Raw genomic sequence first — 25715 nt, 5'->3', positions numbered from 1 at the left:
CGCCCGTGCAGTCGGACCTGCCCTCGGCTCCGCGAGCCCGCAGCCGGGCGTGGTCACGGTTGAACTCCTGATAGTGCTCGGGTTGTTCGCGGTGGTGATAGCAGGGGGTGCGCAGGTGGTGGCGGCGCCTTGGCAGGCACGGTCCGCCCGCCTTGATGCGGTCGGTGGGGATGAGGGTGCCGTCGACGATGACGAAGTCGCCCTCGCCGAGTCCGGTCAGGGCTTCGTGCAGACCAGGTGCCCGGGAGGTGGGTATCTCGATTCCACAGGAGCCACAAGCGGCAGAGTTCTGAAAGCCACACCCGGCACCCCTGGGTGGATGAACCACACGAAGGGCTCACCGCCTCCCGCAGGGCAACGCAGGCGGGCCTGAACGGGATTCGTTCGTGGTGAGTCAGGGCGTGACTGAGGATGTGTCGGCGTGGTCGATCGCGATGACTTTTGATGTCACTCGGCGGCACTTAACCGTTGGTCGCTCTAGTTGCGCGTGCGGCGGGACGGTTCGTCACAACCTGAGCTGGGACGGTGCCACTCATTCGATGAGGGCGCCGTTGAAGGTGAGCCGGTCGAGGATGGCCGCGCAGAGCCGAGGGTCGGTGAAGGTTAGGGGATCTGCCGCCTAGCGACACGCGCTCTCACAGTCCACGAACCCGCTGGCGCGAGCACCGCAGCTGGCCACCTGCTCGTCCCGGGACGCGTCCTCAGGCAGGGACGAAGACATCCTCCTGGGCCCCGTCGAGGATGAATCCGTTGTCGAAGCGGACCCGCACGCGCACGTGAGGCGCCCGTTCCTGGAAGGCGGTCCACGCGGGTTCCAGGGAGCCGACCTTCTCTTCGAGCTGCCTCCTGCTCTCCGTGGGCATCTCGCGCCCGAAGGCGTCGAGCAGCGACTTGAGCCGCTCGTACTCGCGCACGTCGTCGCTCTCGTCCTCGTGATCGACCACCTGCTCGACGGTCCCGCCGATGCCCGCCGCCAGGGACAGGAACCCGACGACGACCCCCGACACCTCGGCCGAATCGGTCAGCCTGGTGTCCGCTGCCAGCACCACGCGCTGGCCTGCCTTCAGAGTCATCTGTTCCCCATCTCTCCTGCGTCGGCTACGTCGGATACGTCGTCTACGCCCGTGCGGTGCAGGAACCCCTCGATGAGGCGGTCGGTGAAGGCCTGGTCGACGGGTTCCGCCGTCACCAGGACGCGGTGGTAAATCGGTCCCACGAGTTGGTCGATCTCCGCCGCCATGTCGAGTCCGGCGGCGAGCTGCCCCCGTTCCACGGCGCGTTCCAGCGGGAGTCGGTCGCGTCGGCGCTGTTCGTCGAGGTACCCCGACCGCAGGGCGGCGGCGAACGCGGGATCGTGCTGGGCGTGCCCGATGAGGGCCTTGAAGACGGCTCCCGCGTCGGACCGGGTGAGGAACAGGGCCAGTTGGCGCAGGTGGGCGCGCAGGTCCGGGGCCAGGTCGCCGTGGTCCGGCGGGACCAGGGCTTCGGCCGCGTCCTGGAGGAAGGCGTCCAGGAGGATGTCGGTCTTGGTCTTCCACCAGCGGTAGACGGTCTGCTTGGCGACGCCCGCGCGGGCGGCGATGCCCTCGATGGTGACGCCGGTGAAGCCCTTCTCGACCAGGAGGTCGTCGACCGCCTCCAGTACTGCCTGCCGGGCCTGTTCGCTGCGGCCGTGCCTGTTGCCGTGATGGCGTGCCGCCGGTTCCGGCCCGGCCGCCGCGGCCGCCGTACTTCCTCGTCCCATGTCTGCCTCCTGGGGTCAGAATAGGTCAGAACCTCTAGACGCAACGCAACGGTGCGTCTAGTCTAGGTCCATGACAGCCACCAGCACCCTCGAAGACCCCCGCGTCACCTCGGCCCTCGACCGGATGTTCCGGCACGCCGAGCAGGACGAGGCGACCAGCAGGCGGATCCGGGAGGCGTGGCCCCATGGTTTCGCGCCTCTCGACCCGCAGGAGCAGGCCGATGCGAAGGCGGAGGTGTACATGCCGATTTCCGCCCAGGGCGGCCGCCTCCTCTACAACCTGATCCGGGCCGCGCGCCCCGCCACCGTCGTCGAGTTCGGCACGTCCTTCGGCATCTCCACGCTCCATCTCGCCGCCGCGGTGCGCGACAACGGGATGGGGCGGGTGATCAGTACGGAACTGAGCGCCGCGAAGGCCGCGGCCGCCCGCCATACGTTCACCGAGACGGGCCTCGACGACCTGATCACCGTCCTCGAAGGAGATGCCCGCGAGACCCTCGCCGCGGTCGCCGACCCCGCGGACTTCGTCCTCCTCGACGGCTGGAAGGACCTGTGCCTGCCCGTCCTGCGACTCCTCGAACCACGCCTCGCGCCCGGCACCCTCGTCGTCGCCGACGATGTCGACCTGGAGGACCTCGCGCCCTACCTCGACTACGTCCGTGACCCCCGAAACGGCTATCAGAGCGTCACGTTTCCCGTGGAGGACGGCATGGAGATCAGCTGCCGTCTCTAGGCCCGTACGACGTCGTGATCAGCTGTGGAGACCCGCCTTCGACGCGCCGACGTTCCGGCGGTCAGGACGGCGTGTGTTTCTGCCCGTCCGATTCGGAAGCGACCTGGTAGGACAGCAACTGCTGGAACAGGCCCGGTTGTTGGGCGAGTTCCTCGTACGTGCCCTCCTGCACGACCCGGCCCTCGTCGAGGACCACGATCCGGTCGGCTACGGCGACGTTGGTGATGCGGTGCGTCACGAGAAGCACCACTCGGTCCCGGGCGAGGTCACGCAGGCGTCGGAAGACGCGGTACTCGGCCCGTGGGTCGAGGTTCGCGGTCGGCTCGTCGAGCACCAGCAGTCCGGCCTCGCGGAAGAAGGCCCGTGCGAGGGCGATGCGCTGCCACTGGCCGCCGCTCAGTTCCTCGCCGCTGAGCCACTCGCGGGCGAGGAGCGTGTCCAGGCCCGAGCCGAGCCTGTCCACGACCTCGTCGGCGTCGGCCGCCTTGCACGCTTCCCGTACCGCCGCGTCGCCGCGGACCGTCGGCTGCCCTTGCGTCACGTTCTCGCGCACGGTCAGCGGCCAGCGCGCGTATTCCTGCGGCACCAGGGCCACTTGCTGCCACAACTCGTAGGGGTCGGCCTCGTCCGTGGGTGTGCCGTCCCACAACACGTGTCCCTCCGTGGGCAGATACAGACCGCTCACCAGCTTGGACAGCGTCGACTTCCCCGAGCCGTTGAAGCCGACCAGTGCGGTGACCTCGCCGCGCCGCAAGGTGAGGGAGACGCCGGACAGGGCGTTGCTGTCCTTACCCGCGTAGCGGTGCGAGAGCGACCTGATCTCGATCTTCTTCGGGGGCTCGGGACGGTGCGGGCCCCGGCACATGCGGAACCCACCCGCCTTGTCCAGGAAGCCGCTCCAGTCGTCCATGTACAACCCCGTGCGGATGGTTCGCGCACCGACGCTGACCAGCCCGCGGACCGACTGGCCCACGGCCTGGAGGGCGAAGACAGCCGTCCCGGCGTGGCCGACGGTGATGCGGTCGGTGGCCAGCAGAATCACGACTGCGGCCCAGACCACCGCCGGCCCGACGCCTCCGCACAGGGCGCCGACGAGGGACATGCGCGCGCCCTTGTCGGCGGCGGCCCGGTCCTCACGGTTGATCCGGGAGACGGTCTGCCGGTACCGGCCCGAGAGGAATCCGGCCATGGTGCCCGCGCGGATCTGGTCGGCCGCTTCCTTGGTGTAGATGTGCCAGCGCAGCACCGAGAGCATGCGCCGGTCGCCGTTGCTGCGCATGTTCGCGAGGTAGCGCACGCGGGCGGCGCTGACCTGGGCCAGTGCTTGCGGAAGGCTGGCCGCCACCAGGAGCGGCAGGAGCACCCAGTGCACCCCGGCCAGCACGATCGCCCCGGCGAGGAACGAGGCCCCCGAGGCGATCAGGTCCTGGCCCTCGTCGATCAGGTCCCCGGTGACCTCCGCGCCGCGGTCGGCCGCGTCACGGTCGCGGTTGAAGTCGGGCTCGTCGTAGGCGCACAGCTCCACCTCGGCGCAGGCCGTGAGCAGCATCTGTTCGGCCTCGCGCGACATCAGCGGGCCCAGCCGGGAGGAGAGCCAGCTGACGGTGATCCCCAGGAGGGCGCGGACCCCGGACGCGCCTGCCAGGAGGGCCACGGACGGCCACGCCTCCAGGAGCCGGTGGTAGACGTCGCCGCTGGCGAGGAGTGCGGTCAGGGTGCCGCTGATGGCGACGAGCCCCAGGGCTTGCATCACGCCGGCCGCGGCCTGGCACAGCAGGAGTCCGACGGTCGCGCGCCGGTCGACCCGCCAGGCGAGCGCCAACGAGCGGCGCACCAACTGCGGCAGGCGTTTGGCCATGTCACGCATCCGGATCGACCGCCCGGCCGCCTCACGGCTTCCGGTCAGGTCGACGTAGCGCATCTGTGGCTCTGGTGAGGGAGCGTCGGGGGCAGCGGAGGTGTCGCCGGGGGAGGGGGTCGTCGCGGTGGCGGGCCGGGGTGGGGTGGTGCGCGGTCCCGGGACGCTGTCGGGCGATGCATCGGCGTGCTCGCTCATGCCGTCCACCCCGTATCCGGTCGTGCGGGGCTGAGCGTGCCGTCAACGCTGTGTGCGCTCGGACGGGGTTGCCGTTCGAATCCAGGGGGCCGATGCGCGGGAGCGGCGGTAGGGCACATGTTGTCCTCCATCTGGGCGGTGAAGTGGCACTAGTGCTCCAAGAACGCGGCTGATCCGGGGTCGTCACGGCCCGAATGAGGGGCGTTCTGTGAACTTGCGTTCTATTCATGCAGATTGGGCGGGCGAGCGCTGGAAGGCGGTTGCTCAAACTCGTTCGATCGGGCGTGGCTGCACTTTCGGGGTATTGCGTCGCGCGACAGTTGACGGTGCGCGAGTGCTGCCAGGTGTGTGCTCCACCGCTCCACCGCTACAGACTCGGTACGGCCATGGACGAGATCCACTCGACGAGAGCCCTTCGTCGCCCCCGGGTCGTCCGAGGCCCTGGAGAGGCTTTCCGCGGTCCGATTAGACTGCGCCTGCAAGCTGGCCGTGGCTGAGCCGTTCTGTCCCACACGGGTCGTCGGTGTGGGGTGTCTCGTGCCGGTCGACTTCCCGCGCACGGTACGAAAGGCACAGCACAGATGGTGGACCGCGACGTCGTCTCGCTCGACGACCCGGTGGGTGAGTCACTCCGCGGCTCTCACGCGCATCTCGCCCGTCGATTCGGCCGGGCCGTCACCTACCTGCCGGGGGTCGCCACCTTTTCCTCGGTGTCCGCCGACGCGGACGCGGCGGAGTGGGCGGAGCTGGCGCAGTTGCTCGGCCCGGATGAGTTCGCCGACATGTTCAGCTGTCCGGCGACCCCGCCGCCGGGCTGGGAGCCGGTCTTCGTCCTCGAAGGTCGCCAGATGATCTGGCCCGATGGCCGCCGAGCCGGGGAGCCCGGTGATTTCGGCGCGGAGTCGGACGGCAAGGTGGTCGAACTGGGCTCGGAGAGCGTGCCCGAGATGCTCGACCTCGTCGAGCGGACCCAGCCGGGCCCGTTCTGGCCGCGCACCCACGAACTGGGTACCTATCTCGGCATTCGCGAGAACGACGTGTTGGTGGCGATGGTGGGCGAACGGCTCAAGCCGCCGGGCTGGACCGAGATCAGTGCCGTCTGTACGGCCCCGGAGGCGCGGGGGAGAGGGTACGCCGCACACCTGATCAGTGAACTCGCCGCCCGCGTCATGTCCCGGGACGAGCGCCCCTTCCTCCATGTCGCCGAGACGAACACCGCCGCGATCGCGCTCTACGAACGGCTCGGTTTCGAAGCGCGCAAGCATGTGACGTTCCGCGGGTTCCGCACTCCGTGAAAGCGACCGGCATGCCGGTACGCCCGCATCCTCGCTGTTGACCCTGGCCCCATTGCGGTCGGTCAGCGCGCGTGGAGTGCGGCGGCGCGTCCCATCCGGGTGATCGCTTCGGTGAGGACGGACCGGGACGTGGCGAAGTTCAGGCGGACGTGTCCGGCTCCGCCCGTGCCGAAGATGTGGCCCGAGGAAAGGGCTACCTTTGCGTGTTCGAGGAACAGCTGGGCGGGGCCGGCCAGGTCCGTGACGACGGCCAGACCTGCGGTGGTTTCTTCCGGTTCCGGGACGACGCCGAGGGACCGGCAGTCGAGCCAGGCCAGAAACGTACCCTCGGGCCAGGTGTACCCGACCCCGGGAAGGTGTTCGGCGACGAGCCGACCGAGCAACGTTCGGTTGGTATCGAGCCCCGCCAGCAACGCGTCGAGCCACTCGTCCCCGTGGCGGAAGGCCGCCGTATGGGCGATGACACCGAGATGGCTGGCGCCGTGGTGGACCTCCTCGGGCATCCGGTGCAGCTCAGCGGCTGCCTCGGGCCCCGCGACGGCGAGCGCCGCCTTGATCCCGGCGAGGTTCCAGCCCTTGGTCGCCGACATGAGGGAGAAGGCGTCTTCGGAACCGGGCACGGTCAGGTAGGGCGTGAACCGTGCGCCGGGCAGGACGAGCGGTGCGTGGATCTCGTCGGCGACGACCCGGACCCCGTATCGCCGGGCGAGTTCCGCCACAACGGCGAGCTCCTCATACGTGTGTACCGTGCCGGTCGGGTTGTGGGGGTTGCTGAGGAGGTAGGCGATCCTGCCTGTGCCGTTCGCTTCGCGGGTACGCCGGAACGTCTCCTCCAACGTATCCGGAGCGATCCGCAGGTTCTGCCCGAGCGGCGCTTCGACGACGCGGCGGTCGTCGTGGGTGATGAAGGCGTAGAAGGGCGCGTACACGGGGGAGTTGACGATCACCGGGTCGCCCGGATCGGTGATCAGCCGCAGCATCTGGACCGCGCCGATCATCACGTCCGGGATCAGGGCGACACGGTCGACGTCCACCCCGTCCCAGTTCCACCGCCGAGCGGCGAAGGCGGCCAGCGACTCGGCGAACTCGGTTCCGGCCGGATACCCGGTGTCACCTGCCGCGATGGCTTCACGGAGCGCGTCGGCGACTGCGGGCGCGAGGGGGACGTCCATCTCCGCCACCCACAACGGCAGGACATCCGCCGGATGCGTGCGCCACTTCATGCTGGCGCGCCGACGGAGCTGCTCGAGCGTCAACTCCTCCAGCGGATTCGGGTACTCCCGGTACTCCCGGTACTCCCGAGCCTCGCCCTCGGCACCTGCTGAGTCGCGTCCACCCACAGTGGTCATCTTCAGCATTGGACCGTCATTTCGATCTCGGCGCAAGGGCCGGTGCGTGTGTCGCGGGAGCCCGCGAGAGTAGGGGGTGCTTGTCGGTGGGTGCTGCCGGCCGGTGCCCGTCGAGGCTCCGGCCGGCAGCACCGCACCACTGGGCTCGTCATCCAGCTCAGGTATGTGGACCCATGGCCGCACGGTCCACCTGCTGCGACTCCACCGTCCTCCCCGGAATCAGGACGGCAAGAGTGCTGCGCGCTTCACTCCGCAGGGTGCGGCGCCGAGCGAAGGTGGCAGTCAGAGCGAGGATCGAGACCGTGCTCCCGTAGAACACAGCGGCAATCGTGGAGAGGAGCCCGACCGTCATCGGGCACGCACCTTTCTTCCCCCGTTCGGCCGCCCGGTTCACAGCCCGGGGCGGGCGCTGATGCGATTCCTCACCACCATACGCGTGTCGTCAACTCCCCCTTCTGGCAAGGGCCGTGGACCGACCGACCGGCTCGGTGAGCTTCCGGAGCAGGGTGAGAGCGGTCTCCGATGAGGACCCGGCGGGTGTCGTACACACAATGAGGGTCTGTTCCGGCGAACGGACGAGGGCGAGGGTCTGTTGCGTCACCGTCAGTGATCCGACGGCCGGATGCCGCAGCTCGTAGGACGCCGCGTCGCAGGGCGACACACGGTGGTCCCGCCACAGCGCGACGAACTCAGGGCTCTTCATCGTCAACTCGCCGATCAGCCCCGCGAGGAGCGGATCGTCCGGGTGCAGGCCCACTGCCGTGCGCGGGTTTCCCACGACCGCGCGGGCCTTGCGGTTCCAGTCCCGGTAGAGCTCACGGCAGTGCGGATCGAGGAACAGCATCCGGCTCATGTTCGGGCGGCGGGACGGGTCCCGCGGGGCGAGCGGGTCCAGGTGTCCGGCGAGCAGCCCATGGCCCAGGTCGTTCCAGGCGAGCGCATCGGTGCGCCGGCCGAGAACGAGTGCCGGAACACCCTCCAGCGCGCGCATCAGGTCCCGCGTCTCGTCAGCGACCTTCTCCGGCCGAGGCCGACGGGTCCGGGGCGTACGGCGTGAGGCGCCCGCGAGCCGCGCGAGGTGTTCGCGCTCGTGGCCTCCCGGTTGCAGAGCCCGGCCGACGGCGTCGAGCACCTCGGCCGAGGCGCCGCGGGACGGGCCCTGTTCGAGCCCTGGTCACCGCTGGTCTTCCACGTCACCGTCCACCGCTCGGTCCAGCCCTCGCCTAGGGCCAGGCCGACGCCGGCCGGTCTCTATGCGGATACCGGGGCGAGAAGTTGGTCCCAAGCGGCGCGGTGTGACCACAACGGCTGAACCGCTGTCGCCCCTGTCGTACCCGCTGCCCTGCGTATGCGCTCGCTCGGATCCATGCTTCTCAGGGGAGTGGCTGCAGACCCCGCGGGCCCGGGATGTTCGGAACTGGTTCCAACATGAATGGCAATCCACCGCAGATTGCAAGAAGCGTGACCAGACGGTTCCAACAAACGTGTCCCGCAGGGTCAGAACCGCCAGGTCAGCACACCACCCTGGTTCCAACTATCGTGTCTCGGCACAGCGGTGCGGGAGGGGTGGCCGCCCGCCGTGGTCCGGAAGCGTCTTACTAGGCTTCACCGTCATGACCAGCGATGTCGGCTTCACCTGTACATGCTGCGGAGCCCACCACCCTGAGCTGCCGATGAACTACACGGCCGAGGCGCCGGCGGTGTGGAATCCGGCGTTCGCCGACGCCGATGACTGCCACCTTTCCTCGGACCAGTGCGTGATCCACGGGCAGCACTACTTCGTCAAGGGCATGATCGACATACCGGTCATCGGCAGTGACGAGGTGTTCTCCTGGGGCGTGTGGGCCTCGCTGAGCCGCGAGAGCTTCTCCCGGGCTACGGATCTGTGGGACACCCCCGGTCGCGAGGCCGAGGGACCATACTTCGGCTGGCTCACCACCGAGCTGCCGGTCTACCCGGCCACGACCCTCAACCTGAAGACGCGCGTGCACACCCGCCCGGTCGGCGGGCGTCCCTTCGTCGAGCTGGAGCCCACTGAGCATCCCCTCGCCGTCGAACAGCGCACGGGGATCACCCTGGACCGTGTGCGGGAGATCGCGGCAACTGTGCTCCACTTTGGCGGCGGTGAGCAGCAGTGACGGCTGACGACCCTGTATCGCCCATCCCGGTCGGGCCCGACGGTCTGAGCCGCCGGGCCCGATGGTTCATTGAGGCAGACGGCATCCGTCTGCCTCGGCAGGACATCCGGCACCACCGCTACGCATGGAGTGGGGACGGCATCCCTGCCGCGGAGATCGAACGGGCTGCCAACTTTCAGGACCGTTGGGGCGGCCTCGCCCTTCCACCGGCCCCTTTCTACGAGGGCGGCCCGCGCATCCTGGACGTCGGCCGCCCCGAAGGACCGGCCGCCGAGGGCTGGTCCTTCGGGGCGGGGGTCTGCCGCGTGTCCATGGCCGACGGATTCATGATCGGCCCCGACGGTGCGTTCGGGATCGATGGACACCACTGGACGCCCCTGCACGCGAGCACGGACGGATGGGTGGAGTCCATGGCGCTCGCCGCGCATGCCCGCCGCTGGGCCAAGACCGTCACGCGGCTTACAGGCAAGGCCGCCGCGGCACTGGACCTGGGCGGTTACGAGCCGGTGTCTGAAGTACAGGGCGTGATCGACACCTGGTGGCGGGGCAAGGACTCGCTCGTCGCCCTGTACAGGGGCGAGGCCGTGGGGCTCGATGCCCCGCAGTGCCTTGAAGCGCACATCTACGAGGGCCTCGACGAGTGGGGTCTTCACGGCGGCTGACACGCAGGCGCGAGCCTGAGCATCTACTTGGCCAGTCGGGCCAAGTAGATGCTCAGTACCGTAGGCCGGAGGGGCGCCCGGCCTGGCCGCGCATTGCCGGGGCGTGACCGTCCTGGCCGACGGCGCCTACCTCAACTGCGGCATGGTCACCCCGTACCGCAAATGCCCCCGACGGGCCCTGCAGCCGGGCGAAGAGGACGACAACGCCGCGCACCGTACGGTCCGCGCCCGTGTCGAGCACGTGATCGGCCGGATGAAGAACTACGAGATCCTCCGCGACTGCCGGCCGCCCGGCGACGGCCTCCACCACGCCGTCGCCCGGATGCACAACCTCGCCCTCGCATCATGACCAGAGAACCGTCTTCACAAGCTCTGACCTGCCCGAACACGGCCTTGTGCAAAACCCTTCGGGTGCGGCTCCTTTGGAAGGACTGGCATCGAGTCGTGTCGCCTCGCCAGAACCAAAGCCAGGGCCACCGAGGTGAAGTGACTGGGCGTCTGCAACGGGGTGTCACACGATCAGAGCCGGCCGTATCGTGCCGAAGGTGAGCAGCCCCCTGAACCCTGCGGATGCGGACGATGATCCGGCCGACCCGGCGGCGTCGACCAGGAACCCAGGGCGTACTGCGGGGACCACTCCAGCAGGGCCGCGTCGGGTCCGGATCACCGAACCTACCCAGGAGGAACTCGACGCCCTGCCCCCCGATCGTCGACTGGAGCTACTTCAGCAGGAACGAGAACGCGAAGCCGATGAGCGCGAGCGCCGTCGACAGAGCCGTCACCAGTGGTTCAACAGCGCAGGCATCTAGTTCAGCGTCCTGTTCACCGCGGCAGGTCTGGTGGCTACCGGGCTGGCATACCAGACCGCCCAGAACGAGCTGCGGACGGCCAGGGAAGGCCAGATCACCGACCGGTACACCCGGGCCGCGGAACAACTCGGTTCACCCGGACGCGACGTTCGCACCAGCGCCCTCTACGCCTTGGAACGCATCGCCCGCGATTCGTCACGAGACCTGGTCACGATCACTGACGTGCTGGCCGCGTTCGTCCGCGATCACGATCCAGGCCCTTCCATACCGGCCGGCAAACTGCCCTCAGAACCTGACACCGACGTCCAGGCCGCTCTGACCGTCCTGGCCCGGCTGCCCCACGTCCACCGATCCGTCTTCACTGACCTGCACGCGTCCCGTATCCCGGGCAGCCAGCTGACGAATGCAGACCTGACCGGCATGAACCTTTACACCGCGAACCTGAGCAAGGCGAACCTGGCCTACGCGAAGGCGACCTACACGAACCTGACCAGTGCGAACCTGGCCGGTGCGATCCTGTCAAGCGCGCATCTGAAGGGCACGTCCTTGAGGTTCGCGAATCTGACCGGAGCGGACTTGGACGATCCGACCTCCGCGGCGCGGACTTGACCGGCGTGACGGGGATGACACCGGAGGCAATCCGGAAGGCGGCGAAGACGGACGCATCGACCAAGTTCTGAATCAGTTGGGCGCGCTCCTTCGGGAGAGCAGCACCCTCCCGCCCCTTGCCCACACAGGCTCGCCAGCTCAGGCGAGGTGCTTGCTGAAGAACTCGACCAGCCTGGCGACGGCAGGAGCCACGTACTCATCGCGGTCGTACAGGTCGACGTGGGTGGCGCCGTCGACAAGGAACAGCTCGGCGTTGCCGGGGCTGTCGGCGACGGCCTTCTCGGAGAACCCGCGGGTCACCGCCTCGGTACCGGCGATCATGAGCAGTGGGCGAGGCGCGATCTTGGCGACGTCGGCGAAGGAGTCGAACTGGTCGAGAAGGTCCGCGCTGCGCACGACCAGGTCTCCCGTGGAGCGCGGGTGCCTGCCGCGGGGCGTCTTGTAGTAGTCGACGAACTCGGCCGTCGGGGCGGAGGTGTCGGCGTCGACCGTCTCTGGCAGCACGGCGAACGTCGCCGCGGGCTCACCGGCGGCCTCGGCGCTGCGGAGGTTCCCGGAGCTCGCCACCATCTGCTGCCAGCCCTCGGGGTCGGCGCCGCGGAAGAAGCTGGGAACGTCCGTCCCGGACACGCCGGCCACGGCCTTCATCCGGTGGTCGGTCTGAGCGGCGTAGGGCACGTAGGCGCCGGAGCCACACACACCCATCACACCGATGCGCTCCGGATCGATCTCGCGACGCGTGGTGAGGTAGGAGACCGCCGCGCGGAAGTCCTCGGCGCGCTGGAAGGGGTCCTCCAGGCCGCGGGGCGCGCCTTCGGACTCGCCCTGGAAGGCTGCATCGAAGGTCAGGACGGCGAACCCTTCCTTGACCAGGCGTGTGGCGTACACCGCCGGTGACTGCTCCTTAACCCCGGTCGTCTGGTGGCCGACGACGATGGCGGCGAGCGGGCCGTCGCCTTCCTCGGGAAGGTAGAGGTGGCCGGCGAGCTGCAGGCCGTTGGTCGGGAAGCGGACGTCAGTCCTCATCTTCTGCTCCTGAGGGATCACTGCTGGCCGGCGATCTGCGGGCCTGTACCCACTGTCCGGCCGACGGCGGGGGCCGGGAAGGTCGAGATCCTTCCTGGGAAGGATCTCTCCCAGGCAGAGCTTTCCCCCCGGGGCCATGCTGAAGGAATGACTGATTCCGCACACCTTCGTGAGCTCGGTGAGTTCCTCAAGCATCGCCGTGGTGAGCTCACACCGGCGCAGGTCGGGCTTCCTGAGCGCACCCACACCCAGCGCCGTGTGCGGGGGCTGCGCCGCGAGGAAGTGGCTGAGCTCGCCGCGATCAGTACCGACTACTACGTACGCATCGAGCAGGGCCGGCTGGCACCGTCGCCGCCGGTGCTCGAATCCCTCTCGCGGGAGCTACGGCTGGACGGCGACCAGCGGACATACGTGGAAGGGCTGGTCGAACAGGCCGCGCGGGCCGGTCACCGCAAAACGCCGCGCCGGTCCCCTCGCCCTCAAGTGCACCCGCACCTGACCCGGCTGCTGGGCCAGCTCACCAGTACACCCGCCATCGTTTTCGGCCCGCGCCTTGACATCCTCGCGTGGAACCCGCTGGCAGCACAGCTGCTGTGCGACTTCGCGGCTGTGCCCGAGCCCGAGCGCAACTACGTCCGCATGGTCTTCACCGACCCGGTGATGCGCGAAATCTACCCGGAGTGGGAAGACGTGGCCCGCACATGCGTCGAAGTCCTGCGGATGGAAGCCGGAACGAATCCGACCGATCCAGCCCTCACAGCTCTGGTGGGCGAGCTGGCCGTTGCCGATCAGCAATTCCGGGTCTGGTGGGCCGAGCACCGCGTCGCACACCAGGACTTCGGCAGCAAACGCATCGCCCACCCCACCGTCGGCGAACTCGTCCTCGACTGGGACACCTTCCGCTACGCCGGTGCCCCAGAACAGCAACTCGTGCTCTGGTCAGCCAATCCTGGCACTCCAGACGCGGAACGCCTGGCCGATTTGGCCCACGGCACGGCCCAGAGTCCGCAACCTTCATGAGCATCACTGCGACTGATCTTTTCGAGGAGCAGCGAACCGTCGCCACTTTCGGTACGCGGCCCAATGGGGGTATCGGGCCTCGGCATGGGTGCATCAGCGGGCAGCGCGCTGGAGGAGACGCGCAAGGGCCCGGGCGACACAGGGGCTGGTTGATCAGCAGCCTTCGGTTCTTCGAATCCGCAGGAAGGCTCGACAGGTAGAGGAAGGAAGTGCGTGCCGGTGAGTGCTTTTGGAGGCTCACACCCGGTTGCATGGGTTTGTACGCCAGGGCGTGGGCGTCGTTCAGGTCGATGAGCCCGGTATCCCCGCAGGGGGTGTAGATCAGAAACGTCTCGCCGGGTCGGGCCCCGGAATGGGTCACATCACGGCGTCGGTCCGAAGCGGGCCCGCGGTGATGCGGAGTGTGCGGACGCGGGCCGGATCTTCTTGGTCGAGAGCGAAGATGTGCATGAACGGGGCGCGCAGCTCCTGGTGCGGCGCGCTCTTCTTGGACATGGTGGCCTCGCCGCGCAGCAGGCGGACGCCGTCGCCCGCGGTCCAGTACTCCAGGACCTCGTGGGTGATGTTCAGTGGCGCGTCGATCCTGACGAAGAACGCCTTGATGGCCTCGACGCCGTGGATGTGCTCGGTGCCGAAGAACATGTCGGTGTCCTCGGTCAGCGGCGCGAAACCCTCCCCGAACTCCAGGGTGTCAATGGCGGCCATGAACTTCAGGACCCAGTCGGGTACGGCCGTCGCGTGTGCGGTGTTTGTCATGGCGTAGGTCTCCCGATCAGGCCGCTGCGGGCAGGGAGGCCAGGAAGGCGCCGATCTCGGCGTTGACGCCTTCGGGGTTCTCGCGAGCGGCGAGGTGCGCGGTGTGCTGGAGCACGCGGAAGGTGCTCCCCTCGATGGCATCCGCCATCTTCCGCACCACGTGCACCGGGAACTGGCTGTCCTCCTCACCGGCGATGATCAGGACGGGCACGTTCCTGATGGTGTTGAGGCGGCGGTGCTCATCCTTGCGTCCTATGAGGATGCTGCGCAGTGCCCATGCCACCGACTTCGGGTCGTCCCGCAGAACGGACTTGGTGAATTCCACGAACTCCGGGTTGCCGGCCTCGGCAGTGGGGCCGGTGAACGCGGCCCTGGCAGCCTTGGCGGCCAGCGGCGGCATCTTCGCGTGCAGCGAGAGGAAGGCGGACAGCGCGCCGGCCCAGATGCTCTCGAAGGTCGTGGGCAGCGAGGCGGTGCAGTTGATACCGACCGCCGCGGCGGTCCGCTGCGGGTAGTAGGCCGGGAAGACGCCGGCGAGCATGCCGCCCCAACTGTTGCCCACCAGGACGCACTTGTCGATTTCGAGCGCGTCGAGGATCTCGACGAGCGTGTCGGAACAGTCCTTGAGGTCGATGATCTTGCGTAGCGCGTCGGACCTGCCGTGTCCGGGGCTGTCGATGAGCACGACGCGGTGCGTGGGGGCGAAGTGCTCGTACTGGTACTGCCACATGGTGCCGTCCATCATCAGGCTCGGCCAGCACACCAGGGCGGGGCCGTCACAACGGCCGCCGACGCGCACGTTGATCAGGCCCAGTGACGTGGGGATCAGTTTCTCGGCAACCCCTTCGAGCCAATTCGTGGTCATGATCGCTCCTCTCCGTAATCTGAGAGACGTTCAGTAAGTAGTACTGTAAAGCTACTAGTTCCATAACGCTACTACCCAGTTCCGGATCGGGAGCTCAGTCGCCCGGCGCCGCGGGGGCCGACCCGCCCTGCCGACCGGCACCGCCCTCCCCGGCGGTGGTCGGATACAGGGTCGAGGCGTCGACCGGCTGATGGCAGCTGCTGCACGCGAGATACGGGTTGGTGGGGTTGCCGCAGGTCGTGTGCATCAGTGGGTGATGCGTGACATCGGTATCGGTCGCATGCGTTTCAGCCCAGCGTGTGACGGCCGCGATGGCGGGGACGACGAGTTCACGGGCGCTGTCGGTGAGCGTGTACTCGTACCACGGCTTGTCGGATCGGTAGGCGCGCTTGGTGAGCAGGCCCAGTTCGGTCAGACTGTTGAGCCGTGCGGTGAGGATGCTCGCCGAGATTCCCAGATTCCGCTTGAGTTCACCGAAGCGCCCAACGCCGAAGAACACCTCCCTGAGGATCTGGTAGTTCCAGCGTTCGGAGATCGCGGCCAGGAACTCCTGCCCGTGTTGGAAGTTGACGCGGCTCCTGTTGTCGGACACAGCTTCTCCTCTGTGATGGCCCCAATGTGGTCTCAAAGTAGAACTAGTACCACAACGTTACTACCTGCGACGCCCGCCTGGCATCGGCCGCTACCCAGCGGTTCGCGGCGAGACCGAACGGACTTGTCCGTCGGCCCGGTACCCGAGCCGCAAGTCCGGCGCTTGAACGCCGAGGCGGCCAGTGGTCCCACCGCCGGGGCAAGTCGTCGGAGTCGCCCAGGCCGGTGGCGAGCCCTGGCTACCCGCCGCCGATCACCATGACATCTGCCGAGTGGACCAAGAGGCCGTGCCCACCGCATCCACGGCGTACTTCCTCCGCCAGGCCAGGGCGACGTACACCAGGACGACGAGGAGCTCGTCTTTGACTACGGCGCCGTGCGGCCGGTCGGGACGATCGGGATGACGAGGCCATGGCTGCTGGTGAGCTTCACGGTTCAACCTCCGTGGAATCGGAGCGAGTTGTTGTGAAGCGGCCGTGCCTCCTGATCCACCTGTCCACTCCAGCAGAACCGCGATAGCGCAGGTGGGTCGCGGACCAATACGCGGTTGCTGGGCGAGGAGAGGGGCATGGACGCCACCAAGGGTTCCGGGGGACGTGGGCGGGGCGTCAATCTGCGCGAGCTGTTCGCGGGCCTGCTGGATGACGACGCGGCGAGTGAAGAGCAGCGTCTCCAGCGCGTCGTTCCGCCTTCGCCGTTACCGCTCATGCGTTCGGCGAAACGGTGCTGTGAGGTCCCTGAGCCTCGGGGGACGCCCCGTGACCGTTTTGCTGCATTCGGGGAGCAGAGCGGGGGCGTCAGACACCTCCGCCGGTGCCAGACTGCAAGGGCCATCGTGCTGAAATCCGGGGGGCTTGAATGTCTAATCCCTATGGGGCAGGGCCGTCTTCAACACCACCGGGTGGCGAGCATCCTTCGCAGAGCCGTGCACGAAAGCTGGCCAACTGGTCCGCAGGTTTGGGCATTGTGGCGGCCGTGGTGGGTCTGGCCGTAGCGCTTCAGCAGTGTTCGGCCGCCGGCACCGACGACAAGGCGAGGGCCCCGACGTCCACGGCCGGGCCGACGCAGTCGTCCGCTGCGTCCAGCTCGGCGAATGGGCCTGCGCCGGAGGAGCCTCCACCTACGGGGAGCAAGGCGGCGACAAGTGGCAACTACCAGGTGCGGTGGTCTGGGCTGTTGAAGTTCAGGGGCGAACGGAACTTCGACAGCGTTCCGCCATCGGAAACTACCGGCACCACCGATGTGAACAACTACGCCACTGATGAAGATCACCTCGTCTACCTTGATAACGCGTCCCTCTATGTGGTGCCGGAGGGGCAGAGCCCGAGCCCGCGGGAGTGCAGCCAGCTCACCGTGACTCAGTCGGAGGCAGACGCGAAGCTCGCAGAGGGCCAGCACTTCTGTTTCCTCACGGACGAAGGTCGTCTGGTGATGGGAACGGTGAAGGAGGTGGGATCTGCTGAGTTCGGCTACTGCAATTTCGACGTCACGGTGTACGAGAAGTGGGACTGAGCGTGCCGTCCGCACCGGTGGGATGAGTCAATGACATCCACGCACGCCGAGATCGCGGATCAGCAGGCGGACATCACCCGTCTGCTGCTCCACCATGTCCATACGCCGGTCACCGGCACACACTTCATCCGGGGCGTCCTACCCGTATCTGCGCCACCTGCGGTGATCCGCGTTGTTATGGGTGAAGCGAACGCCTACGCGCCTGATGAGCTGATCGCTTACGAGATCCCTCTGCAGTGGGACAACGAACCAGCCACGGCGCACGACATTACGGCGCTTCTACGGACCCTCGTCACGGATACCCGCATCTACTCGAGTGAGCGCATCAGCCAGGTGATGGGCATGCTCCTCGTCCGCGTGGACCCCTCACTTCTGGGGGCACCGGCCCCCACCACGGACGACCGCGCTCTGTTGATCCTGCGCTGCTTCGCTCAGCCGTACGCGGAAGAGAAGCCGAGCCCTCTGCTGCGCGGCTTCTGCTTCCGGGACGAGGACCGACTGCGTCTTTACCTCAACGCCGCAAAGGCCCCCGAGGCCATCGCCGTCGACGTGCGCCCGTCAAACGCCACCACTGCCTTGCTGGCCTCCCTGCCGTCGCTGCTCGACGAGGGGCAGTACCGGACAGAGGACGACCCCGATCCACACTGCACCCACGTCGTGAACCTCACTGACTGGTAGCCCAGACGGTGCTCGAGCGGCCGGGAAGCTTGGGGCACTACTCAGCAGGGTCATCCTTGGCGTGCCGCACCGCCTTCTTCACGGCCTGCTCGACCTCATGGCGCGGCTGGCCGGTGGCTTTCGCGTGCTCGGGAACGGCGGCCTGGAAGGCGGCTGCCGCCTCGAGTCTATGGTCGGGGGATGAGTCAACTGGTGGGTGTGTCCAGTCACTCACGTGAGCGGTCGCGATGACTGTGACGGATGCTGGGCAGGTCACGCGGCTGGCCGCGGCTTCTTCGTCCAGCGCGGGGTGCGCCCGTTGCGGCTCACGCGCCGGGTCATGAGCGTGATGAACGCCCAGTTCAGGTGAGCTTCGGCATGTCGGGGAAGTCGCTCGTAGTCCCGTGCGTTGCGGCGGGCGTTCATGATCCAGCCGAGGGGTCGTTCGACTTTCCAGCGCCGGGGCAGGAGGACGAAGCCACGGGTGCCTTTGGGCCGAAGCACGAGCCGCAGGGTCATCCAGAGGTGGCCTGCGGTCCAGGCGGGTAGCAGATCGCGGGCGTAGGCGGAGTCCGCCCAGATCTGGGTGATCTGTGGGTGGGTGAGGCGCAGGCGCAAGAGCAGGTCGCGGGCGATGATCTCGTCGCGGACGTCACCCGCCATCACCGTGATCATCACGGGCAGGCCCAGGGTGTCGACGACAAGGTGTCTCTTGCGTCCGTCGCGGAGGGGATGCTCTGGAGAGTTGCGCTTCTTCGATTCCCAGCCACATTCCGCTTCAGGAGCGAGACGGCCGCCGAGCCCGAGCGTGCCGGAGGAGACCTGGAGCTCCATCGTCAGGTGCCCGTCCCGCACGAACCGCCGGCCGGTGCGCAGCGCGGCGCACTTGGTGGGGTCCTGCGCGCCGGCGGTGGGCGGGGTGGTGACAGAGATGTCCAGACATCGCCGAAGCGGCGCCGGATCTCCCGCCAGGCGGCCTCGATGGCGCTGATGATGACCGCGCTGGGCCATTGCCTTCACCTCGACCTCCGCCACCGTCCTGACCGCGATGTGTAGGGCGCTCACCCACGATCGCCGGTCGGCGCGGTGCCCGAGCGCGTACGGATCGAGCGCAGCCTGGAGTTCGCCGCCGGCGCCGTCAAGGAGGCCCTCGGCGGCCTGGCCGTGGTCATACACCGCGTGCCCGCGTTCCCCCCCCACCGCAAGGGCAAGGTGGAGCGGCTGAACCGCATCGAGCAGCCGCTGCTCTCCCAGCTCCCCGGCTTCACCGTCGGCCCGCGCAACGCTGAGGGGAAGCTGTACGGGCCGGTGAAGGATTCCGCCGCCGCCCAGCGCGCCGCCGAGACGGCCGCCGACGGGGACGGGCCTGCGCATCGAGCGGTTCGTCTACCGGTTTGCCGCCTGGGCCCGCTGGTCGACACACCTCACGTCGGACCCCTGACATCAACTGTCGGAACCCGCTGCCGTCCTCATGTCGCCCGACATCAGGTGTGAGCCAGGGTCTGCGGATGTCCCGTGTCATCGAACCTTGAGCGTGTGCCATCGAAGTCTTAGTGGCGTGGATCACTGTGGATCAGGGACGTCGTGCGAGGAAGACGAACTCTCTGCCCGGCCGGTCAGGCGCGTCGCGCACGTCTTGCACCACGTAGCCATGGGCGACCAGGTCCGTCTCGACCTCATTGCGCTCTCGGAAGCGCAGCGTCGAATCCGAGGTCAGCACCTGTCCGTCCGCTGCGAAGACGTAGGTCCAGCGGAACGTCACCAGAGGCCAGCTCACCTCGATCAGGTCGACCCAGCTCTCGACGGAGCCGACGCCCGGGATTTCCGTCACGCGGTAGGAGTTCTCGCGGGTCCACTCTTCCCAGGCGCGTCTGGCCGGATCACGGGTCTCGAAGACCAGGTGCCCGCCGGGCCGTAGGGCCTCGTAGGCTCCCTGCAGCGTCTTCTGCCAGGTGTCCGGATCAACGATGGCCTGGGCGACGTTCGCTGTCATCGTCGCGAGGTCGGCCTGCAGTGACGGGAGGGCTGTGGCGTCACCGCAGATCCAGCGCACTCGCTCACTGCCCGGTTTGGCCCGGGCGACGTCGACGGATGCCTGGGCGGGATCGATGCCGACGACGTCGATCCCGCGGTCAGCCAGGAGAAGTGCGAACACCCCGGTGCCGCAGCCGATGTCCAGAACTCGGCGCGCCCCGAACTCTTGCGTCATCCGGAGGTAGGCATCGAGATCGCTGCGGTCGGGGTCGAGCGGATCGTAGATCGCGGCGAGTCGTGGATGCCCGAAGCAGTCGTCAGCCATGCGGCCGAACGTATGCAGAGTTGGAGCCGCAGAGCTACTGAGTTTCACCGGCTTCGCTCGGCTCGGGTTCTCGGGCGAGGGTGATGTAGAGCTTCAAGCGGCTGACCGATTCACAGCGCGTCCCCAGCCCCGGGCTACTACACAGTTTCTGACGCTGGCCTTCTACCACTTGGGGTTCCAGGGGCCGTTCTCGACGTAGAGGGGCGTGGCAAGCACTGTCCTGTCCGGGTATCGATTGCGCCAGTCGACCTGCGGTGGGCACATGCACAGGACCCTTGCCAGGCCGCTGAGCCTCATGGGCGCCACCGTGGGGACGATTTCCTCTACTGCGCTCTCAAGCCCTCGACTGATCTTGTCGGGATCACCAGGCAGATGACCGCCGCCTGGTGACTGTCCTGGTCTTCCGCCTCAACCGCGCGGTACGGCCAAACAAGGCTGGATCCGCAAAAGCCGACGTCACGGGCTTCGACAGTCAGGTGGTGCGCGGAGCCGCAGAGCACCAAGCCACCGGTGAACAGGCGGTAGCGGTAGAAGACGACGATCTCGTGCCCTGCCGCCGGCGGGGGCGCGGCCGGGGCCGCCTTTGGCCAGGCGCGGGGCTCCACCGCGCTGGCCGCCCGGCTGACGCGCGGCCAACGGTGTCCACCTCGTCTCCGGCACCGTGGAGTCTATTTCCAGGACCGCGGCGGCCGCGCTATGGGACTTTCGATCGTGGAAATCAACGACATCGATTATTTGGACCTGAAGTACTGACAGGAGCGAAAGCGTGACTGCTGTATTCCTGCTCATTGAGCTGAAGCGCGATAGGTGTCACGAAGGCAGGCTTGTTGTCACCGAGGCCGGCGGCCCTCTCCTTTACCGGGCCGAACCCGGAGTCGTGTCCGTGTCCTCAGCGGGCCGATGTCGTCGGCGCTCCGGGAGCCGTGTGATCGCGGCGCTCACTGCCAGCCCGAGCGTGACACCGACAGCGGAGGCAACGCTCTGCGCCCAGGCATTGTCGAGGGAGCCGGGCAGGACGGCGCTGGTGAGCCGGCTGGCACCCCACAGGACTGCTACCGCGGCCAGTGCGGCCGGCCAGCGGTGCCGTACCCCGTCGCTGATGTCGTCGAAGATATGGAAGAGGAGCAGCAGCGCCATGAGGTGGCTGCCGCCGAAATCATCGTCCCAGTCGAGCGCGGTGAGCCCGGCCCCGAAGGCAAGCACGAACAGCCAGAACCCCACCAGTCGCCGGACGGACGTGGGTGGCTGTCGCCTCGCACCACGCGGGAGCCAAAAGAACGGTGGGATGTGCTGGCCGATCGCGTACTTCTGCATGACTCGCGTCCTGATCCCCCGGGGTAGCCGACTCCTGTCGGCGCTCAGTGGTAGGACGCGCAGGAACAGGACGCGGTTGTGGTGAAGTGTCGCCGCATGGAACCGCCTCGGGGAGCCAGAGGCTGTTGATCTTCACTTGTGGTGACAGAAGGGCCGCCGAGTAAGCATGTGTGACAAGCCGCGGGCTTCGGCTCACCCATCGACCGCGACACAAAAGCCCACTTCCCGACGCCGACCAAGACCCGGTCCGCATCGCCGACGCGCTACGCCGCAGCCCGCACTTCGCCACCGCCGACGCCAACCCGGGCGGCGACACGGTGCGGTTCACCACCAAGGTCGGCATCAACTACACGCTGACCCTGGGGGACCCGGAGCCCAACGACGACGACCTGCTGCCCGAGCCGGTGCTCACCCAGGCCATCGCCGCAGCGATCCTCAACCACCCCGGCTTCGTCACCGCGGACGCCAACTCGCCGCGCGAGGACACCCTCACCATCCAGACCCTGACCCAGGTCCGCCACCTCCTGGTCCTGGACGTCGACCGCGGCAACGCCCTCGCCCCAGAAGACCTGTCTACCCCGGCCCTGGACGTCGCCGTCGACAAGCTGCTCGCCAGCGACCCGAGCGACGCGGAGCGCGCCACGGCCGAACTCCTCAACTACGTAGCCGCCACCTGGGAGAAGCAGGACCCGCCGCTGCGCGAGCACGCCCAGGCCGTTGCCCGCACCCTGCGCACCCAGTAGAAGGGGATCACCGCATGTCCGCCTCCACGGCGCCCCGGCGCGTACCGTGAGGTCACGACCCGCCGGGAGGACCCGATGAGCGCGCAGCCCGACCACGCCCCCGCCACGCCGCAGGCGCCCGCGCCGGGCTCCGGCCGAACTCCTGGCGCAGCTGCGTGCCGACCGGCGCGCTGAGGTGTGGGTGCCCGCCTTGAGCGAGAGTGGGCGGCCGCGCTGGAGGAGTCCCGCTGTTCGTTCTCCCTCGCCCCCCGTGCCCTGGTCATCGCCCAGCAGCGTCAGCGCATCGCGCATGAGTCCTACGGGTCCGCCGCGAGGTGGAACAGCTTGAAGCCGGATGAGTAGAAGCTCGTGGTCGAAGAGGCCGCGACCTGGCTGCGTGCCGCCGTCGGGGCCGGCATCGTGCCGCTCGCCGAAAGAGCCCACCCGTGACCACTACGCCGTCTACCTCGGTGAGGCGGGCTTCCTGTGCGGCGAGTGTGACGGTGACGACATCCTGCGCCTGGTCCAGGTCAGCGAGCAGGCACAGTCCAAGGAGCTCCTCGAGGAGCAGGGAGCCGAGTTCCGCCTCATCGGCTGGAGTCAGTGATGAGCGGCGTGGACGAGCTTGAGCTGCTGCGCCGGCAGATGGTGATGGTCTCGGAGTTCCGCGTGCCGCTTCCGGACCGCGGGGTCGGCGGGTACGCGGAGATCGTGGTGTGCCGCGAGCGCGCCGACGTCGACCGGTGGGCAGTGACCGACGGCGCGCTCACGGGGCTGCGGGCCTGGGTGGCGGGCGAGGGCTGGAAGTACGTCAGCGACGTCGGGCGCCGCAGACGACTTCGATGCCGTTCATTTCGTTACGGGGCGGTGGTGTACCGGACGGTGGTGTCCTTGCCTTGGCCGGAGGCGAATGCGGCGAGGGTGTCGAGGAGATGGCTGGGGATGACGGTCCTGCCCGGTTCGCAGGGCTGACGGCAGTCGAGTGTGGGCCTTGATAGGAAAACCGTGTGGGCACGGCGAAGACGGCGGCGCACGGCCGGACCTTGCGTTCCATGCCAAGCACGTGAACGGCCGACGGTAGCGTGCTGGTATGGATGGTCATACGGCACGCGAGCAGAGCATTGAGTGGCGTCAGATAGATGACGCCTGGCAGCGTATTGAGTCCTGGCTTGAACGAAATGCTCCGGCGACATGGACGAACCTGTTGCCTGGGGCCTCCGAGGCGGAGCTCGACGAACTGCAGGAGTCTTTGGGTGTGCGTCTGCCTCTCGGACTGAGGGCATTGTGGAGTCGGCGCGCAGGTGTGGGACCGGAGTCGACGCCTGGGTTCATGCCGCGGGAGAGTGTGCTGATGTCGTTCGAGGTCGTCCGTCTCGTCTATCAGGAACAACTGTCGCTGCATCAGCGCAAGGCGCAGCGGAGGACGGCTGGTGCGGAAGAGGTGACGGGGTGGCGTCCCTCCTGGGTCCCCTTTGCTGCGATCGGTGCGGATGCTCTGTCTGGTCTGTCTGTGGACGCTGAGACCGGCAGGATCTGGTACTGGTGCGAGTATGCGGAGCTCAGCGTGCAGTTCGAGTCGCTGACAGACTTCGTGGAGGAGATGGCTGACGTCCTCGAAGTTCCGTTGCTCGCAGCAGAGGCGCGGGTTGGGTTGATGAACGGGTTCTTGGTGTGGGGGGAGCCGCAGGATGCGGCCGAGCGTGCGGCTTGGGAGCCGTTGGCAGGGTGAGGCGTGTGGGGTGAGTGTTCGCCCTCACCCCACACGTCACTAGGGTTTAGCTGATCTTTTTCCACGCGCAGGTGCTGCTGGCGGTGGTGCAGTGTTCGAAGCCAGGGTTACTGAGGTAGAAGGCGTCGTTGTCGAGCATGCGCCAGGCGGGAGCCGGAAATTCCTTGAAGGCTTCAGTGTTTTGAATGCGGGGGATCGTGGCGCGGCCGCACTTCTCGGCGTTGCCGGGGCCGTTCTTGTCCTTGCGCGTGTCGGCGAAAAGGCCGAAGGAGCTCCCCGACGGGTTGGCGTAGAGCTGTGCGCACTTGTCTCCTGAGGAGACCTGGTATTTGTTGCCGGCGTCGGGGTAGCCGCCGCTTTCGTGGGTTGAGGCCATGGCGAACTCGTCACAGGACGGCGGCGACCCCATCGAGGCGTCCATGGGATGTTTCTCCCATGCGGTCGGGCAGACCACCTTGCGGCTGTCGTCCGAGGTCCACGGGTTGCCGCTCGTGTTGGTTTTGGTGGTATCCGGACCGAGGTAGTGCATGGGCGCGTCGCCGGTACCGGGCTTTCCGATCATGCGTTGCTGCATGAACCAGTAGTAGGCGCCGGCTGCCGGGTGGAGGTTGGTGTCCATCGTGTAGGTCGGGGTGTAGTACGGAAGGACACACCCGGGTGTGGGGCTGCTCTTGCTGAGATCGTCGCAGCGAACCTTGAGTTCTTTCCCGCTGGTGCCGAAGTTGGCGCGCGCGGCGAGGTCGAGATCGACGTCGACAGCGCCGACCATGTCCCAGGTCAGGCCGATGGTCTCCTTGCCGGTGCCGGTCCACTTTGTGGTGGTGCTGGCAACCTGCGTCTGGCCGACCTCGCTGTCCAGCCAGTAGCCCCTCTCGGCCTCTCCCGTCTTGTAGTCCTTCCAGGCCACCGGGGTGCTGGTGCAGTGGTCACAGACCGTTCCTGCGTTCCAGGTGAGGCGCACACCAAGAAGCTGCGGGTCAATGGCGGTGGGAGTGACGAACAACTGCTGGTCGAACTCCGCGAAGTCACTTCCGCCGGACGTCTTGTTCGGGTAAGCCTTCAGCCGCTGCTGGAAGTTGAACGTCGCCACCCCGAAGGGAGGCTTGTCCGGCTCTCCGCCCGAAGTGAAGATCAAGTCGGCGCTGCCGACATTGTTCAGGCAGCCGTCGGTGCGGTTGATGTAGTCGTGGCCCGAGGGCTTGTCGGAGCACCACGACACGAGGTCCGGAACCTCTGCCCTGGGGGAGAGTAGGGACTTCTGCTTCTCGGATGCCGGATGGAACTTGAGGCACACCTGGCGTCCTTGAGCGTCTGCCTTCGAGCAGTTCGTTCCCCCCGCCTTGCGGATCGCCAACGCGCCGGGGTCGCTCCGGAAGATCTCTTGAGCCTTCTGCGCCACCGAGTCGATGTTTGAACTTGCCTGCGGAGCAGGGAAGGTCGCGTAGGGCGCGATGCGGAACTTGGCCCATGGGGACCACTTGGTCTCATACAGAGAGCCGTCGTACGCGGACGTGTGGAAGGTGTAGGTGACGCCCGGCTTCAGCCTGCCGGCGGGGACGGTGACCTCGGCCGTGCTGCCGGAAGATACATACGGGGAGACGAGGACTCCGTCCTCATTGCCGGGGAACTTGACTTGATCCTTCGCCTTGCCGTCGGCGTCAGTCGTCCAGACCTCGAACGTCTCGGTGCTTTTGTCGCCGTCCGCGTCGGTCACAGTGTTGCGGAGGACTGTCTCTGGGCTGGTGACGTTCCACACGCCGCCGGTCTGCTTGAACTCCGGTCCGGCCTTTGGAGTCTTGCCGGACTCTGGCCTGTCGCCTCCGGTCACG

The 25715-nt window shown here is 67.6% G+C and carries 26 protein-coding genes and 3 pseudogenes; 13 read left to right on the top strand and 16 right to left on the bottom strand.

What is annotated here, in order from left to right; translation table 11 throughout:
• Window positions 1-34: 34 nt before the first annotated feature.
• The 4 genes and pseudogenes from ACZ69I_RS09100 to ACZ69I_RS09085 form a co-directional block, all read right to left on the bottom strand.
• Window positions 35-310 (bottom strand): annotated as a pseudogene (locus ACZ69I_RS09100) (hypothetical protein); the annotation flags it as partial.
• Between the two features lie 151 nt (window positions 311-461).
• Window positions 462-604: pseudogene (locus ACZ69I_RS09095) on the bottom strand (IS21-like element helper ATPase IstB); the annotation flags it as partial.
• Between the two features lie 97 nt (window positions 605-701).
• Window positions 702-1073, bottom strand: coding sequence for a hypothetical protein (locus ACZ69I_RS09090; RefSeq protein WP_470831147.1), 372 nt, complete (start codon window positions 1071-1073; stop codon window positions 702-704).
• Entirely contained in the window at window positions 1070-1744 is a 675-nt protein-coding gene (locus ACZ69I_RS09085; RefSeq protein ID WP_470831145.1) for a TetR/AcrR family transcriptional regulator, read from the bottom strand. Before ACZ69I_RS09085 ends, ACZ69I_RS09090 begins: the two co-directional genes overlap by 4 nt.
• Before the next feature lie 70 nt (window positions 1745-1814).
• Between ACZ69I_RS09085 and ACZ69I_RS09080 the strand changes: the two genes are divergently transcribed.
• Window positions 1815-2477, top strand: a complete 663-nt coding sequence (locus ACZ69I_RS09080) for an O-methyltransferase (RefSeq protein ID WP_470831143.1) — start codon at window positions 1815-1817, stop codon at window positions 2475-2477.
• Between the two features lie 61 nt (window positions 2478-2538).
• On the opposite strand, the gene ACZ69I_RS09075 is transcribed toward ACZ69I_RS09080, so the two are convergent.
• Window positions 2539-4398 (bottom strand): ABC transporter ATP-binding protein, encoded by a 1860-nt coding sequence (locus ACZ69I_RS09075; RefSeq protein WP_470831578.1) that lies wholly within the window; start codon window positions 4396-4398, stop codon window positions 2539-2541.
• A gap of 716 nt (window positions 4399-5114) precedes the next feature.
• On the opposite strand from ACZ69I_RS09075, the gene ACZ69I_RS09070 reads away from it, so the two are divergent.
• Window positions 5115-5828: a GNAT family N-acetyltransferase gene (locus ACZ69I_RS09070; protein WP_470831141.1), complete on the top strand. Its 714-nt coding sequence runs from the start codon at window positions 5115-5117 to the stop codon at window positions 5826-5828.
• A 62-nt stretch (window positions 5829-5890) separates the two neighbouring features.
• Here the strand turns inward: ACZ69I_RS09070 and ACZ69I_RS09065 are convergent, their stop codons facing one another.
• Together ACZ69I_RS09065 and ACZ69I_RS09060 are read right to left on the bottom strand one after the other, a co-directional pair.
• Window positions 5891-7186, bottom strand: a complete 1296-nt coding sequence (locus ACZ69I_RS09065; RefSeq protein ID WP_470831140.1) for a MalY/PatB family protein — start codon at window positions 7184-7186, stop codon at window positions 5891-5893.
• Window positions 7187-7619: 433 nt separating this feature from the next.
• Window positions 7620-8309 carry an MmyB family transcriptional regulator gene (locus ACZ69I_RS09060; protein ID WP_470831139.1) on the bottom strand — a complete coding sequence of 230 codons (690 nt, stop codon included), beginning with the start codon at window positions 8307-8309 and terminating at the stop codon, window positions 7620-7622.
• 541 nt (window positions 8310-8850) lie between these two features.
• Here ACZ69I_RS09060 and ACZ69I_RS09055 point away from each other — a divergent pair.
• The 4 genes and pseudogenes from ACZ69I_RS09055 (at window position 8851) to ACZ69I_RS09040 (ending at window position 11395) form a co-directional block, all read left to right on the top strand.
• Window positions 8851-9315, top strand: coding sequence for a DUF2199 domain-containing protein (locus ACZ69I_RS09055; protein ID WP_470831576.1), 465 nt, complete (start codon window positions 8851-8853; stop codon window positions 9313-9315).
• The gene (locus ACZ69I_RS09050; protein ID WP_470831137.1) at window positions 9312-9977 is read left to right on the top strand and encodes a hypothetical protein; all 666 of its coding nucleotides are present in this window, start codon (window positions 9312-9314) and stop codon (window positions 9975-9977) included. Before ACZ69I_RS09055 ends, ACZ69I_RS09050 begins: the two co-directional genes overlap by 4 nt.
• A gap of 73 nt (window positions 9978-10050) precedes the next feature.
• Window positions 10051-10326, top strand: a pseudogene (locus tag ACZ69I_RS09045) (transposase family protein); the annotation flags it as partial.
• Between the two features lie 490 nt (window positions 10327-10816).
• Window positions 10817-11395, top strand: coding sequence for a pentapeptide repeat-containing protein (locus tag ACZ69I_RS09040; protein WP_470831136.1), 579 nt, complete (start codon window positions 10817-10819; stop codon window positions 11393-11395).
• 138 nt (window positions 11396-11533) lie between these two features.
• Here the strand turns inward: ACZ69I_RS09040 and ACZ69I_RS09035 are convergent, their stop codons facing one another.
• Window positions 11534-12421, bottom strand: coding sequence for an alpha/beta hydrolase (locus ACZ69I_RS09035; RefSeq protein ID WP_470831135.1), 888 nt, complete (start codon window positions 12419-12421; stop codon window positions 11534-11536).
• A 147-nt stretch (window positions 12422-12568) separates the two neighbouring features.
• On the opposite strand from ACZ69I_RS09035, the gene ACZ69I_RS09030 reads away from it, so the two are divergent.
• Window positions 12569-13441: a helix-turn-helix domain-containing protein gene (locus ACZ69I_RS09030; protein WP_470831134.1), complete on the top strand. Its 873-nt coding sequence runs from the start codon at window positions 12569-12571 to the stop codon at window positions 13439-13441.
• A 357-nt stretch (window positions 13442-13798) separates the two neighbouring features.
• On the opposite strand, the gene ACZ69I_RS09025 is transcribed toward ACZ69I_RS09030, so the two are convergent.
• The 3 genes from ACZ69I_RS09025 to ACZ69I_RS09015 form a co-directional block, all read right to left on the bottom strand.
• The gene (locus tag ACZ69I_RS09025) at window positions 13799-14197 is read right to left on the bottom strand and encodes a nuclear transport factor 2 family protein (protein ID WP_470831133.1); all 399 of its coding nucleotides are present in this window, start codon (window positions 14195-14197) and stop codon (window positions 13799-13801) included.
• A 16-nt stretch (window positions 14198-14213) separates the two neighbouring features.
• Window positions 14214-15062 (bottom strand): alpha/beta fold hydrolase, encoded by an 849-nt coding sequence (locus ACZ69I_RS09020; protein WP_470831132.1) that lies wholly within the window; start codon window positions 15060-15062, stop codon window positions 14214-14216.
• 94 nt (window positions 15063-15156) lie between these two features.
• Window positions 15157-15654: a winged helix-turn-helix transcriptional regulator gene (locus tag ACZ69I_RS09015; protein ID WP_470831130.1), complete on the bottom strand. Its 498-nt coding sequence runs from the start codon at window positions 15652-15654 to the stop codon at window positions 15157-15159.
• A 974-nt stretch (window positions 15655-16628) separates the two neighbouring features.
• On the opposite strand from ACZ69I_RS09015, the gene ACZ69I_RS09010 reads away from it, so the two are divergent.
• Window positions 16629-17165 carry a hypothetical protein gene (locus ACZ69I_RS09010; RefSeq protein ID WP_470831129.1) on the top strand — a complete coding sequence of 179 codons (537 nt, stop codon included), beginning with the start codon at window positions 16629-16631 and terminating at the stop codon, window positions 17163-17165.
• A 30-nt stretch (window positions 17166-17195) separates the two neighbouring features.
• Window positions 17196-17843, top strand: coding sequence for a hypothetical protein (locus ACZ69I_RS09005; RefSeq protein WP_470831127.1), 648 nt, complete (start codon window positions 17196-17198; stop codon window positions 17841-17843).
• A gap of 252 nt (window positions 17844-18095) precedes the next feature.
• Here ACZ69I_RS09005 and ACZ69I_RS09000 read toward each other — a convergent pair whose 3' ends face one another.
• The 4 genes from ACZ69I_RS09000 to ACZ69I_RS08985 form a co-directional block, all read right to left on the bottom strand.
• Complete coding sequence (locus ACZ69I_RS09000) at window positions 18096-19196, bottom strand: transposase (protein WP_470831125.1); 1101 nt, start codon at window positions 19194-19196, stop codon at window positions 18096-18098.
• 199 nt (window positions 19197-19395) lie between these two features.
• Entirely contained in the window at window positions 19396-20121 is a 726-nt protein-coding gene (locus ACZ69I_RS08995; RefSeq protein WP_467678160.1) for a class I SAM-dependent methyltransferase, read from the bottom strand.
• Window positions 20122-20283: 162 nt separating this feature from the next.
• Window positions 20284-20418 (bottom strand): hypothetical protein, encoded by a 135-nt coding sequence (locus ACZ69I_RS08990; protein WP_470831124.1) that lies wholly within the window; start codon window positions 20416-20418, stop codon window positions 20284-20286.
• A gap of 558 nt (window positions 20419-20976) precedes the next feature.
• A complete protein-coding gene (locus tag ACZ69I_RS08985) occupies window positions 20977-21435 on the bottom strand; it encodes a hypothetical protein (RefSeq protein WP_467678162.1) in 459 nt (152 codons plus the stop codon).
• A gap of 170 nt (window positions 21436-21605) precedes the next feature.
• On the opposite strand from ACZ69I_RS08985, the gene ACZ69I_RS08980 reads away from it, so the two are divergent.
• The 4 genes from ACZ69I_RS08980 to ACZ69I_RS08965 all read left to right on the top strand — a co-directional run bounded on the left by ACZ69I_RS08980 (window position 21606) and on the right by ACZ69I_RS08965 (window position 23886).
• Entirely contained in the window at window positions 21606-22178 is a 573-nt protein-coding gene (locus tag ACZ69I_RS08980) for a hypothetical protein (RefSeq protein WP_470831123.1), read from the top strand.
• Window positions 22179-22512: 334 nt separating this feature from the next.
• Entirely contained in the window at window positions 22513-22764 is a 252-nt protein-coding gene (locus ACZ69I_RS08975; RefSeq protein WP_470831121.1) for a hypothetical protein, read from the top strand.
• A complete protein-coding gene (locus ACZ69I_RS08970) occupies window positions 22764-23129 on the top strand; it encodes a hypothetical protein (protein WP_470831119.1) in 366 nt (121 codons plus the stop codon). The genes ACZ69I_RS08975 and ACZ69I_RS08970 overlap by 1 nt, the downstream gene beginning before the upstream one ends.
• 118 nt (window positions 23130-23247) lie before the next feature.
• Entirely contained in the window at window positions 23248-23886 is a 639-nt protein-coding gene (locus tag ACZ69I_RS08965; protein WP_470831118.1) for an SMI1/KNR4 family protein, read from the top strand.
• Between the two features lie 46 nt (window positions 23887-23932).
• Here ACZ69I_RS08965 and ACZ69I_RS08960 read toward each other — a convergent pair whose 3' ends face one another.
• On the bottom strand, window positions 23933-25714 hold the full coding sequence (locus tag ACZ69I_RS08960) for a hypothetical protein (RefSeq protein WP_470831116.1): 1782 nt from the start codon (window positions 25712-25714) through the stop codon (window positions 23933-23935).
• Window position 25715: the final 1 nt, after the last annotated feature.

It is taken from the genome of Streptomyces sp. NPDC036815 (assembly GCF_055609205.1).
The sequence above is the reverse complement of the archived record's forward strand: the minus strand, read 5'-3'. Positions and strand labels throughout refer to the sequence as shown.

What these genes read in the sequence shown, in the direction of transcription:
- ACZ69I_RS09090 (WP_470831147.1), bottom strand. Translation starts at nt 1,073, where the DNA reads ATGACTCTGAAGGCAGGCCAGCGCGTGGTGCTGGCAGCGGACACCAGG.
- ACZ69I_RS09085 (WP_470831145.1), bottom strand. Translation starts at nt 1,744, where the DNA reads ATGGGACGAGGAAGTACGGCGGCCGCGGCGGCCGGGCCGGAACCGGCG.
- ACZ69I_RS09080 (WP_470831143.1), top strand. Translation starts at nt 1,815, where the DNA reads ATGACAGCCACCAGCACCCTCGAAGACCCCCGCGTCACCTCGGCCCTC.
- ACZ69I_RS09075 (WP_470831578.1), bottom strand. Translation starts at nt 4,398, where the DNA reads ATGCGCTACGTCGACCTGACCGGAAGCCGTGAGGCGGCCGGGCGGTCG.
- ACZ69I_RS09070 (WP_470831141.1), top strand. Translation starts at nt 5,115, where the DNA reads ATGGTGGACCGCGACGTCGTCTCGCTCGACGACCCGGTGGGTGAGTCA.
- ACZ69I_RS09065 (WP_470831140.1), bottom strand. Translation starts at nt 7,186, where the DNA reads ATGCTGAAGATGACCACTGTGGGTGGACGCGACTCAGCAGGTGCCGAG.
- ACZ69I_RS09055 (WP_470831576.1), top strand. Translation starts at nt 8,851, where the DNA reads ATGAACTACACGGCCGAGGCGCCGGCGGTGTGGAATCCGGCGTTCGCC.
- ACZ69I_RS09035 (WP_470831135.1), bottom strand. Translation starts at nt 12,421, where the DNA reads ATGAGGACTGACGTCCGCTTCCCGACCAACGGCCTGCAGCTCGCCGGC.
- ACZ69I_RS09030 (WP_470831134.1), top strand. Translation starts at nt 12,569, where the DNA reads ATGACTGATTCCGCACACCTTCGTGAGCTCGGTGAGTTCCTCAAGCAT.
- ACZ69I_RS09025 (WP_470831133.1), bottom strand. Translation starts at nt 14,197, where the DNA reads ATGACAAACACCGCACACGCGACGGCCGTACCCGACTGGGTCCTGAAG.
- ACZ69I_RS09020 (WP_470831132.1), bottom strand. Translation starts at nt 15,062, where the DNA reads ATGACCACGAATTGGCTCGAAGGGGTTGCCGAGAAACTGATCCCCACG.
- ACZ69I_RS09005 (WP_470831127.1), top strand. Translation starts at nt 17,196, where the DNA reads ATGACATCCACGCACGCCGAGATCGCGGATCAGCAGGCGGACATCACC.
- ACZ69I_RS09000 (WP_470831125.1), bottom strand. Translation starts at nt 19,196, where the DNA reads ATGCGCAGGCCCGTCCCCGTCGGCGGCCGTCTCGGCGGCGCGCTGGGC.
- ACZ69I_RS08995 (WP_467678160.1), bottom strand. Translation starts at nt 20,121, where the DNA reads ATGGCTGACGACTGCTTCGGGCATCCACGACTCGCCGCGATCTACGAT.
- ACZ69I_RS08990 (WP_470831124.1), bottom strand. Translation starts at nt 20,418, where the DNA reads ATGAGGCTCAGCGGCCTGGCAAGGGTCCTGTGCATGTGCCCACCGCAG.
- ACZ69I_RS08985 (WP_467678162.1), bottom strand. Translation starts at nt 21,435, where the DNA reads ATGCAGAAGTACGCGATCGGCCAGCACATCCCACCGTTCTTTTGGCTC.
- ACZ69I_RS08975 (WP_470831121.1), top strand. Translation starts at nt 22,513, where the DNA reads ATGAGTAGAAGCTCGTGGTCGAAGAGGCCGCGACCTGGCTGCGTGCCG.
- ACZ69I_RS08970 (WP_470831119.1), top strand. Translation starts at nt 22,764, where the DNA reads ATGAGCGGCGTGGACGAGCTTGAGCTGCTGCGCCGGCAGATGGTGATG.
- ACZ69I_RS08965 (WP_470831118.1), top strand. Translation starts at nt 23,248, where the DNA reads ATGGATGGTCATACGGCACGCGAGCAGAGCATTGAGTGGCGTCAGATA.